This window comes from Sphingobium limneticum (assembly GCF_008710155.1).
In the GTDB taxonomy this organism is placed as follows: Bacteria; Pseudomonadota; Alphaproteobacteria; order Sphingomonadales; family Sphingomonadaceae; genus Sphingobium; species Sphingobium limneticum.
Window position 1 is genome coordinate 25,948 of sequence record NZ_VYPZ01000034.1, and the last position, 9,893, is coordinate 35,840.

Genomic DNA, 9,893 nt, shown 5'->3' on the forward strand with positions numbered 1-9,893 from the left:
ACGCGACCCGGAAGGACCGTGGGTGCAAAGCGGGCTCTGAAACCGAAGCAGATTTGGGAAATCCGTTTCTACCTCAATCAGCACCGTCGGCTGCGAGATCGCGCGCTATTCGATCTGGCGATCGACAGCAAACTTCGCGGCTGCGACTTGGTGCAGATGAAGATCGGCGACCTTGTCAGCGGAGGGCAAATCCGAATGCGGGCGATCGTAATGCAGCAGAAAACGAGCCGGCCCGTTCAGTTCGAACTGCTGCCAGATGCTCGAGCGAGCTTGCTGGCATGGCTCGAACAAAGGGGCGGCACGCTGGACGATTATGTGTTTCCGAGCCGAGTTGATCATAATGGGCATCTCAGCACTCGCCAGTATGCTCGGCTCGTCGATGAATGGGTGACAGGGGTCGGCCTCATGCGGAGCGAGTATGGCACCCATTCGCTTCGGCGAACGAAGGCATCGATCATCTACAGGGCGACCGGCAATCTACGGGCAGTCCAGATCCTGCTCGGCCACAGCAAGAGCGAGAATACGGTGCGCTATCTCGGGATCGACGTAGAGGACGCGCTGGCCCTCGCTGAAAATACCGAAATTTGAGTGTTGGCCCCTCACCTAAGGCGAGGGGCCATTTATCGTAGCCACCAGCGGAGCATTCCGCCCACAAGCGCCAACGCGGAAACGCTCGCAGCCCAGATGCCGACGAACCAACCGAGACGGCTCAGCAACAGGCGCATCAGTGATATCCTTCCGTGCCAACCTTGCCCCGGAAGACCCAATAGGACCAGGCCGTGTAGGCAAGGATCATCGGCACCATGATCGCGGCTCCCACCAGCATGAACAACTGGCTGCGGACGGGCGCCGCCGCTTCCCATATTGTCACGCGCGCCGGAACGACATCGGGCCAGATCGAGACGCCAAGCCCGACCAGGCACAGTCCGAAAAGCGAGAGCGCCCAGAAGAACGGCTGCACATCTCGCTTCACGCGGAGGCTGCGATAAAAGAGGAATGTCACGATAAGCGTGGCAAGCGGCACCTGCGCTGTCGCTACCACGCCCGGGAAGCTTAGCCAGCGCTGATAATATTGCGTTTCGAGCCGCAGCGTTGCGAGGCTAATCACGCCGATCATGATGAGCAGGCCGATTCCAAGCCGCCCGGCATAGGTCACCGTCTGCCGCTGCAATCCGCCTTCGGTCTTCCAGTTGAGCCAGCAGGCGCCGAGCAGGGCATAGCCGATCAGCAGGCCGACGCCGGTCAGCAGGCTGAAAGGCGACAGCCATTCCCACCAGCCTCCGGCATAACTGCGCCCCTCGACGGTGATGCCCTGTAGCAGGGCCCCGAGCGCAATGCCTTGCGCAAAGGTGGCGATAACCGACCCTGTCGTGAAGGCCGTGTCCCAGAAAGCACGGTGCGCCGGATCCCGCCAGCGGAACTCGAAGGCCACGCCGCGGAACACGAGTCCCAGCAGCATCGCGATCATCGGCGCGTAAAGCGCGGGAAGGATGATGGCATAGGCCAGCGGAAATGCGGCAAACAGGCCGCCTACGCCCATCACGAGCCAGGTTTCGTTGCCATCCCAGACGGGCGCGATGCTGTTCATCGCAGTGTCGCGGTCCTGCCCGACCTTGAAGAACGGAAACAGGATGCCGATCCCAAGATCGAAGCCGTCCATCACGACATAGGCGATGATCGCAAAGCCGATGATGCAGGCCCAGATGACGGTGAGGTCGATCATGCCGAAGCTCCTTCGATGATAGCCGGTGCGGGCGTGATACCTGCGCTGCGAATGGGCGCGTCGCTCGGCGGGGTTTCATGCGCCTCTGGCGGCTTCTTCATGAGATGAAGCAGATACCAGATGCCCATGCCGAAGACGGTGAAATAGACGATCACGAAGGCCAGCAGCGACGAGGCGACCGCAGGGGCATCGAGCGGCGAAGCGCTCTGGGCGGTCCGGAGCAAGCCATAGATCGTAAAGGGTTGCCTCCCGACTTCCGTCACGATCCAGCCGGCCAGCACGGCAATCAGTCCCGACGGCCCCATGAGCACAGCGAAGCGGTGCAGCAGCGGCCAGTCGTAGAGCGCTTTACGCCAGCGCGCGATGAGGCTCAGGAGTCCGATCCCGAGCATTGCGAACCCGATGCCGACCATCACGCGGAACGCCCAGAAAACGATGCCGACGGGCGGACGATCAGCTTGCGGCACGGTATCGAGACCTTTCAAGGGCGCATCGAGTTCGTGCTTCAGGATTAGCGACGACGCCTTGGGTATCTCGATGGCATAATCCACCCGCTGCTCAGCACTGTTGGGGATGCCGAACAGGATCAAAGGGGCCCCGTTTGGATGGCTCTGAAAATGGCCTTCCATCGCCATCACCTTCACTGGCTGATGCTCGAGTGTATTGAGCCCATGCATGTCGCCCGCGAAAATCTGGATGGGCGCTACGATGGCGGCCATCCACATCGCCATGGAGAACATCTTGCGCGCGCCGGGATTGCTGCGGTCCTTAAGAAGATGCCAGGCACCGACCGCGCCGACGATGAAGGCGGTCGTCAGATAGGCGGCAAGGACTGTGTGAAAGAGCCGATAGGGGAAGCTGGGATTGAAGATGATTGTCAGCCAGCTTGGCCCCGGCAGGAACTGGCCGTTGGCGCCGACCTCATAGCCGACCGGCGTTTGCATCCAGCTGTTGACCGACAGGATCCAGAAAGCGGAAATGAAAGTCCCCAGCGCGACTGCAAGCGTCGCGACGAAGTGCAGCTTGCGCCCAACCTTGTTGATCCCGAACAGCATGACCCCGAGGAATCCGGCTTCTAGGAAGAAGGCGGTCAGCACCTCATAGGCCATCAGCGGTCCGATGACAGGTCCCGCCTTGTCCGAGAACACCGACCAGTTGGTGCCGAACTGGTAGGACATGACGATGCCCGAGACGACGCCCATCGCGAACACGACGGCGAAGATCTTCAGCCAGTAGCGAAACAGGTTCGCATAGACGCCCTTGCCGGTCTTCAGCCACAGAGCTTCGAGCACGGCCAGATAGCTTGCCAGCCCGATGGAAAAGGCCGGGAAGAGGAAGTGAAAGCTCACCGTGAAGGCGAATTGCGCCCTTGCGAGAATGATGGCGTCCATGAATATCCCCGTTCAGCTGGCGAGTTCGAACCAGCTCTTGAATAGCATGTAGATGGCAACGACGAGCACGAAGACGGCGAAGAGGCTGTTCAACCGGCCCTTTTCGGCGGCCAGCACCTGCGATGCACGCGTGCCGATCACGCTTCCGACAATGCCGCCGACAATAAACACGCCAGCCAGGCCCCAAAGGACATAGCCCGAAAGCGCATAGTTAAGCGCCGTCGTCAGGCCGAAGGCCGCGACCGCGACAAGCGAGGTGCCGATCGCGCGCAGGATGGGCATGTGGGTCGAAGCGATCAGGCCCGGCACGATCAGGAAACCGCCGCCGATCCCGAAGAAGCCGGAAAAGGCACCGGTGCCGAGACCATAGCCGACGACCTTGCCCACATTCTCCCGATTGCACTGCGCGCCCTCGACGCCCTGGTCGCCGCGACCGCGAAACATCAGCACCGCCACAACAATCATCAGGATCGCGAACAGGAAGAGCAGCTTGTGCCCGTCGATGCTCTTGCCGAGCGTCGAGCCGCCAAGCGCGCCGACGACGCCGGCGGCAGCATAAATGCCCCCGCATCGCCAGTTGACGGTGCGGGCATGGGCGTGGTTCCAGAGGCCGGCGAGCGCATTGGCCGCGACTGCCAGTGCGCTGGTGCCGATCGCCTCATGCGGATTGCGTATCCCCACAAGATAGAGCAGCAGTGGCACGGCGAGGATCGACCCGCCGCCCCCGACGAGCCCGAGGACAAAGCCCACAAGTGCGCCCGACAGGCCGCCGAGGGCATATTGTAGCGGCTCAAGCATGGTTCAGTGCGCCGCCTTGATCGCGTGCGGCGCGACCATCCATTCCCGGCCCTTGAGCATGCCGTGCCAGTAAACTGGCGGCAGGATCGTATCCTTGAGAAGCCAGGACAGGCGCGAGGGCCGCGTTCCGTCGATCAGCCAGTTGGGAAAGCTGGGCAGCAATTTCCCGCCATAGCCGAACTCGGCGAGGACGATCTTGCCCGCCTCGACCGTCAGCGGGCAGGAGCCATAGCCGTCATATTCGGCGGCCGGCGGCTTGCCCTCGAGCGCGGCAAGAACATTGACCGCGACGACCGGCGCCTGCTTGCGCGCCGCGGCAGCGGTCTTGGCATTCGAGGCGGAGCAGGCGTCGCCCAATGCAAAGACATTAGGATAGTGCACATGTTGCAGCGTCGCCTCGTTGACCTCAATGAAGCCGGAGGCTGCCGCGAGCGGACTGGTGCGCACGAAATCGGGCGCGACCTGCGGCGGCACGACGTGGATCATGTCAAAGCGCTCCTCGACGAGCCGGGTGCCTTCGCCATCCTTGCGTTCGAACGTCGCCACCTTTGCGGCGCCGTCGATCGCGACGAGCTTCGATTCGAAATTGAGGTGGGCCCCGTAGCGCTCGACATATTCCATCAGCGCCGGAACATAGGCGGCTACGCCGAACAGCACCGCGCCAGCGGTGTGGAACTGGACGTCGATGTCTTGCAGGACGCCCGCCTTTTCCCAGCGATGACAGGAGAGATACATCGCTTTCTGCGGCGCTCCCGCACATTTGATCGGCATCGCCGGTTGGGTGAACAGCGCCCGTCCGCCCCTGAATTCCTTCACCAGCCGGTTGGTGTAGGGCGCAAGATCATAGCCATAGTTGGAGGTCACGCCGTTATGGCCGATCGTCTCGGCCAGGCCCGGTATTGCGTTCCAGTCGAGTTTGATGCCGGGACAGGCGACGAGGACCCGGTAGCGAACTTCGCTGCCGTCACTGAGGACCACCTTGTTTTCATCGGGAGCAAAGCCGGAGGCGGCGGCCCGGATCCACGTCACGCGGCTGGGCATAACCTGCGCTTCGGTGCGGCGCGTGAAATCCTTGTCGAATACACCCGCGCCAACCATCGTCCAGCCAGGCTGATAGTAATGCACCTCGGAGGGCTCGATGACGGCGATATCAAGCTTGGGATTGCGCTTGAGGAGGCTGGACGCCGTTGCAATCCCGGCCGCGCCACCGCCGACAATCACAACATCGTGAACGCGGGCGCTAGGTGCCGAAGGGTTTTGCGATGAGACCAATTCATATAATTTCGTTGATCGTGCGCCGGAACGGCAAAAGGCCAGGACTGGTTGAGGGAGGCGCGCAAGCGCATCCGCCATGGCCGCGACATTCGCATCAGTGATCGCCCCGGAGATTGCGGGGACATAAGCAAAGCGCAGGCCCTGTCGTTCGGCAGCTTCACCTATTTGCGCGGCGGCGATCTGGCCCGGTTCCTCATCATCGGGTCGATTGCAGATGATCGCCTTATAGCCTTGGGCGAAGATCGCGGGAATGTCCGCAACATCGACCTGCGGGGAGACAGCGAAATCCCGGTTGAGCGGCTTGATGTTCATGGCTTCTCCTCGCTCCCGCTTCGAAGCGGGCCTCTTTTCATTGTGTGGTGATGCGGTGCGCGGTCATGCCGGCGAGCATGGCGACCACGAAAATCCCCGCCTCAAATGGCGCGATGGCAAGGTCGGCGAGTGCGGGGCCGGGACATAGTCCCGCGATCCCCCAACCGATCCCGAACAGCGACGCTCCGCCAAGCAATTTGGCATCTAGTAGGCTTGTGCCAGGCAAGTCGAAGGCTTCGCAGACGATCGGTCGTGGCATCCGCTTCTGAACCAACCAGGCGATCGCCATAGGCATCATCGCACCGGTCATTACGAAGGCGAGAGTAGGGTCCCACGCCCCAAACAGATCGAGGAACGCGCGCACCCGCGCCGGGTCAGCCATGCCGGACACGGTGAGCCCCGCTCCAAATAGGAGGCCGGCAAGCAACGAGATGGCGGGGACCTTCACTTGGCCCTGCCGCAGGTCGAAAGACCGAGCGGGCGGTAGAGCGGACAGACGCCGACCGCGCTCGTGAGAAGGAAGACAACCGCAAGGATCGCCAAACCGACACCGAGGGGTCCGCTGATCGTTCCGGTCCACCAAAGATAAGCAAGCACCAGCGCCACGATCGTGCGCAGCAGCCGGTCGAATGTTCCCATATTCTTCTTCATCCCCAGCCTCCCGATTATCCGTTGATGAATCCAAAAGCGCGCATCAGCCCGACAGTCGCGAAGCCGCTCGTCATGAAGGTCAAGGTGGCGACCATGGATCGGCGCGAGAGTCGGGAAAGACCGCAGACCCCGTGCCCGCTCGTGCATCCCGAACCGAGCCGCGTCCCGAAACCCACGAGCAGCCCGGCAATGACCAGTTGCAGGATCGATCCCGTGAAACGCGGCTCGACCCCGTTGGAAGCCAGCGTGGCGACCAGCGCTCCCAGCGGCAGCCCGATAACAAAGGCGAGCGCGACGGCGCGCGGCGCGCCCGTATCGGCAATGCCCGACGCTCCGGCGAGCATGCCGCTGACCCCGGCAATGCGACCAAGTCCGAGCAGCATGATTGCTGCAGCAAGCCCGATGAGCAGGCCACCCGCCAAGCCCGCAACGGGCATAGCGCTAGGGAAGCTGGGCAGTATCATACCGCGTTGACCGGGATCTTGAGATACGTGACGCCATTGTCCTCGGCCGGCGGCAAGTGCCCCGCGCGCATGTTCACCTGGACCGAAGGCAGGATCAGGCGCGGCATCGCGAGCGTTTTGTCGCGGGCCTCGCGCATCGCGACGAATTCGTCTTCACTTACCCCTTCATGGATATGGACGTTGGCCTTGCGCTCGGCCTCTACGGTCGTTTCCCAGACATAGTCCTTGCGCCCCTCCGGCAGATAATCGTGGCACATGAAGAGCCGCGTCTCCGGCGGCAGCGACAAAAGCCGCATCGCCGACTGATAGAGAGTGCGGGCATCGCCGCCGGGGAAATCAGCGCGCGCCGTGCCATAATCCGGCATGAACATGGTGTCGCCGACAAAGACGGCATCACCGATCACATATGCGATGCAGGCCGGCGTATGCCCCGGCACATGCAGCACGGTGACATCGAGATTGCCGATACGGAAGCGATCGCCGTCCTTCCACAGATGATCGAAGTCCGAGCCGTCGCGCTCGAAGTCGCTGCCTGCATTGAACAGCTTGCCGAAGGTCTGCTGCACGGTGACGATATGTTCGCCGATGGCGATCTTGCCGCCGAGCTTCTGCTGCAAATAGGGTGCGGCCGAGAGGTGATCGGCGTGGGCGTGGGTCTCCAGGTGCCAGTCGACCGACAGGCCCTTCTCCTTGACATAGCCGAGCACCGCATCTGCCGCGGAGAAGGATGTGCGACCCGAAGCCGGATCATAATCCAACACGCTGTCGATGATCGCGGCGCGAAGGCTCTCTGGGTCATGAACGACATAGGTCACCGTGAAAGTCGGCTCGTCGAAAAAGGCCTTGATCTGGGGAATGCCAGCCTGAGCAGCGGAGATTTGCGAGGAGGCTGCAGCCAGCGCGGAGTCGGTCACGGAAAACCTCATAAATTCATATTTACACACATCATGTAATTGCATAATCTTCTTGCGTCAAGCGGCGAGACTGTCGAAGGAGACGTCATGGAAATCGGTCAAAAAACGGAAAGCCGGCCACCGCGTATCGGAGATATTGCGCCGGACTTCCGCGCCCGCTCGACGGGAGGCGAAATTCAGCTCTCCAAGCTGCGTGGAAGATGGGTGATATTTTTCTCCCATCCGGCGGACTTCACGCCTGTCTGCAGCACGGAATTTGCCGAACTCGCCCGGCGTCAGTCAGAATTTGACGCCCTTGAGACGTCGCTGCTGGGGCTGTCGGTCGACAGCCTGTACTCACACATGGCGTGGGTCCGGGCGATCCGCGAGACACTGAGCGCTGATGTTCGGTTTCCGATAATAGAGGATCCGAGCATGGCGATCGGGCGTGCCTATGGCATGGTCGATGAGCAATCGGCCGACAGTATGGCGATGCGCTCGACTTTCTTCATCGACCCTGAAGGGGTCATCAGAGCGATCACCTGCTATCCCCATAATGTCGGGCGTTCGGTTGATGAGATGCTGCGGATGCTTAAGGCGTTGAAGGCTGTGAGCAATGCCCAAACCCTGGCTCCTGAAGGATGGCGCGAAGGGAAGCCGTTGCTCAGTCCCCCATCCGACCTTGCTGAGGATCGCGAGGACTGGTTCTGCCGCTTCGTGGACGCACCATGACAGCCGCTTTTTATCAGGACCGCGATGTTGCGACCGTTGCGTCCGAAAAGCTCAAGGTTTTTGCGCAACCGCAGCGCCTTATGATTCTGTCTTGCCTGTTGCGCGGTGAGCGCAACGTGTCTGAGATCGGTGAAGCAACGGAGATCGCGCAGCCGGCGCTCAGCCAGCAGCTCGGCGAATTGCGCCGCGCCAATCTTGTTCAAACGCGCAAGGAGGCCAAGCTGGTGTGGTATACACTTGCCGACGAGAGCGTCGCTTTATGTGTCCGAACCATGGAAGCGATTTTCGGGGGGCTGGGTGAGGTCGACGATCTGCGCACACCCTCACATTCGACAAAGCGCCCGCCATCTCCGGAGGGTGTTGCCGGCTTCGCTCAAATTATCGATTAGAATTACATTGTGCCGATCGACATATGATTGGGCCAGTGTGTTCGGGGCGACGACTGACCGTCAGATCCAACCACCGCGATCGACCGCTTTCAGCAGAATAGGACGTCTATCGGCGCGAATGGAATGTCTGGCTTTGTGAAGGGTTTCGGGCGCTTGCGTACGAAAGCCTCCAGTGCAGGAACCCGCGGGCCCCACGCGCTGGTCTATGGGTAAAGCGGCTTTGGGGTGGTTCGGACGGGTAAGCGAGGCTGATCCGGAAGTGTCGGTTCTGGCCGGATCAACGTGACTTTGTGCGGCGTCAGAGTGCGGACGGTGGTGGTTTTGCTGGTCGGTGTGCCCTGCGCTGGGCTCGCTTCCGGAATGGGCATGCACTGGGTCATCGGCCAGGACGCCATGGGCGTGACCGTCGTGCAGCCTGAGCCATGCCGGATCATGGCGCATTCCCCCGGATTGGCGATGCCGATTATTGCGGTGCGCGGGGCTGGCACCAGCGGGCGAAGGCCTCGATGATGGTCATGGGCCCGCCGCAACATGGGCATGGCGGGCGATGGTCGGGAGGTTCGTCGGGTTCGGGCTCCTCGACCGGTACAGCAACGCCCAGCAGTTTGCGGGCCAGCGCCATGGTGTCCTTGTGGGTCGAACTGGCGAGCAGGCCGTAATGCCGGATGCGGTGGAAGCCGCGCGGCAGAACGTGGATCAGGAAGCGGCGGACGAACTCGTCGGTCGCCAGCGTCATGACCTGCTGGCGTTCAGCAGCAGGGCGGCGATAGTCTTTGTAGCGGAACGTCACGCCGGTCTCGTCGAAGCCGAGGAGCCGCCGGTTCGAGATGGCAACCCGGTGCGTGTAGCGCGAGAGATAGGCCAGCACCGCCTGCGGCCCGGCGAAGGGCGGCTTGGCATAGACCACCCAGCGCTTCTTCCGGATCGGTGAGAGATGCCGCAGGAAGGCCTTGCGTGTCGCGAGGCCAGCCAAGGTGCTGAAGAAGACCAGCTTGCCGGCATTGAAGCGCCCCGGGTTTTCAGGAGGCAGTTTTCATTGGGCTATGCAGCCATATCGAGGTTCTCGAGGGCTGCATAGTAATTGTCTTCGGCCTCAGCGGGCGGGATGTGCCCGATAGGGCCGAAGAGCCGGTGATTGTTGTACCAATCGACCCAGCGCAGCGTTGCCATTTCCACGGCCGAAACGCTTGGCCATGATCGCTGCCGCCAGATGACCTCGGCCTTGTAAAGGCCGTTGATCGTCTCGGCTAAGGCGTTGTCGTAGG

General features: G+C 61.8%; 12 protein-coding genes and 1 pseudogene. 3 read left to right on the forward strand and 10 right to left on the reverse strand.

Annotation, left to right across the window (positions count from 1 at the left end):
* Positions 1-18 precede the first annotated feature (18 nt).
* A complete protein-coding gene (locus F4U94_RS21530) occupies positions 19-588 on the forward strand; it encodes a tyrosine-type recombinase/integrase (protein WP_120252761.1) in 570 nt (189 codons plus the stop codon).
* 136 nt (positions 589-724) lie between these two features.
* Here F4U94_RS21530 and cydB read toward each other — a convergent pair whose 3' ends face one another.
* The 8 genes from cydB to F4U94_RS21575 are packed head-to-tail and all read right to left on the reverse strand — an operon-like array spanning position 725 to position 7,528.
* A complete protein-coding gene (gene cydB / locus F4U94_RS21540; RefSeq protein ID WP_017502966.1) occupies positions 725-1,723 on the reverse strand; it encodes a cytochrome d ubiquinol oxidase subunit II in 999 nt (332 codons plus the stop codon).
* Entirely contained in the window at positions 1,720-3,114 is a 1,395-nt protein-coding gene (locus tag F4U94_RS21545) for a cytochrome ubiquinol oxidase subunit I (RefSeq protein WP_120252760.1), read from the reverse strand. Before F4U94_RS21545 ends, cydB begins: the two co-directional genes overlap by 4 nt.
* Before the next feature lie 12 nt (positions 3,115-3,126).
* Positions 3,127-3,912 carry a sulfite exporter TauE/SafE family protein gene (locus tag F4U94_RS21550; protein WP_120252759.1) on the reverse strand — a complete coding sequence of 262 codons (786 nt, stop codon included), beginning with the start codon at positions 3,910-3,912 and terminating at the stop codon, positions 3,127-3,129.
* Positions 3,913-3,915: 3 nt separating this feature from the next.
* Entirely contained in the window at positions 3,916-5,499 is a 1,584-nt protein-coding gene (locus F4U94_RS21555) for a bifunctional protein tyrosine phosphatase family protein/NAD(P)/FAD-dependent oxidoreductase (RefSeq protein ID WP_120252758.1), read from the reverse strand.
* 37 nt (positions 5,500-5,536) lie between these two features.
* The gene (locus F4U94_RS21560; protein WP_120252757.1) at positions 5,537-5,947 is read right to left on the reverse strand and encodes a DUF6691 family protein; all 411 of its coding nucleotides are present in this window, start codon (positions 5,945-5,947) and stop codon (positions 5,537-5,539) included.
* On the reverse strand, positions 5,944-6,150 hold the full coding sequence (locus F4U94_RS21565; protein ID WP_120252756.1) for a YgaP family membrane protein: 207 nt from the start codon (positions 6,148-6,150) through the stop codon (positions 5,944-5,946). The genes F4U94_RS21560 and F4U94_RS21565 overlap by 4 nt, the downstream gene beginning before the upstream one ends.
* A gap of 14 nt (positions 6,151-6,164) precedes the next feature.
* Positions 6,165-6,614: a YeeE/YedE family protein gene (locus F4U94_RS21570; protein ID WP_120252755.1), complete on the reverse strand. Its 450-nt coding sequence runs from the start codon at positions 6,612-6,614 to the stop codon at positions 6,165-6,167.
* Complete coding sequence (locus F4U94_RS21575; RefSeq protein ID WP_120253500.1) at positions 6,611-7,528, reverse strand: MBL fold metallo-hydrolase; 918 nt, start codon at positions 7,526-7,528, stop codon at positions 6,611-6,613. Before F4U94_RS21575 ends, F4U94_RS21570 begins: the two co-directional genes overlap by 4 nt.
* A gap of 87 nt (positions 7,529-7,615) precedes the next feature.
* Here F4U94_RS21575 and F4U94_RS21580 point away from each other — a divergent pair, with 87 nt between their 5' ends.
* Positions 7,616-8,239, forward strand: a complete 624-nt coding sequence (locus F4U94_RS21580; protein WP_120253499.1) for a peroxiredoxin — start codon at positions 7,616-7,618, stop codon at positions 8,237-8,239.
* Positions 8,236-8,628, forward strand: coding sequence for an ArsR/SmtB family transcription factor (locus tag F4U94_RS21585; protein WP_120252754.1), 393 nt, complete (start codon positions 8,236-8,238; stop codon positions 8,626-8,628). Before F4U94_RS21580 ends, F4U94_RS21585 begins: the two co-directional genes overlap by 4 nt.
* Before the next feature lie 463 nt (positions 8,629-9,091).
* On the opposite strand, the pseudogene F4U94_RS21590 reads toward F4U94_RS21585, so the two are convergent.
* Positions 9,092-9,634 (reverse strand): annotated as a pseudogene (locus tag F4U94_RS21590) (IS91 family transposase); the annotation flags it as partial.
* Positions 9,635-9,669: 35 nt separating this feature from the next.
* Positions 9,670-9,893, reverse strand: a 224-nt coding sequence (locus tag F4U94_RS21595) for an integrase core domain-containing protein (protein WP_150412212.1), incomplete at its 5' end; no start/stop codon positions are given.

What these genes read in the sequence shown, in the direction of transcription:
- cydB (WP_017502966.1), bottom strand. Translation starts at nt 1,723, where the DNA reads ATGATCGACCTCACCGTCATCTGGGCCTGCATCATCGGCTTTGCGATC.
- F4U94_RS21545 (WP_120252760.1), bottom strand. Translation starts at nt 3,114, where the DNA reads ATGGACGCCATCATTCTCGCAAGGGCGCAATTCGCCTTCACGGTGAGC.
- F4U94_RS21550 (WP_120252759.1), bottom strand. Translation starts at nt 3,912, where the DNA reads ATGCTTGAGCCGCTACAATATGCCCTCGGCGGCCTGTCGGGCGCACTT.
- F4U94_RS21555 (WP_120252758.1), bottom strand. Translation starts at nt 5,499, where the DNA reads ATGAACATCAAGCCGCTCAACCGGGATTTCGCTGTCTCCCCGCAGGTC.
- F4U94_RS21565 (WP_120252756.1), bottom strand. Translation starts at nt 6,150, where the DNA reads ATGAAGAAGAATATGGGAACATTCGACCGGCTGCTGCGCACGATCGTG.
- F4U94_RS21570 (WP_120252755.1), bottom strand. Translation starts at nt 6,614, where the DNA reads ATGATACTGCCCAGCTTCCCTAGCGCTATGCCCGTTGCGGGCTTGGCG.
- F4U94_RS21580 (WP_120253499.1), top strand. Translation starts at nt 7,616, where the DNA reads ATGGAAATCGGTCAAAAAACGGAAAGCCGGCCACCGCGTATCGGAGAT.
- F4U94_RS21585 (WP_120252754.1), top strand. Translation starts at nt 8,236, where the DNA reads ATGACAGCCGCTTTTTATCAGGACCGCGATGTTGCGACCGTTGCGTCC.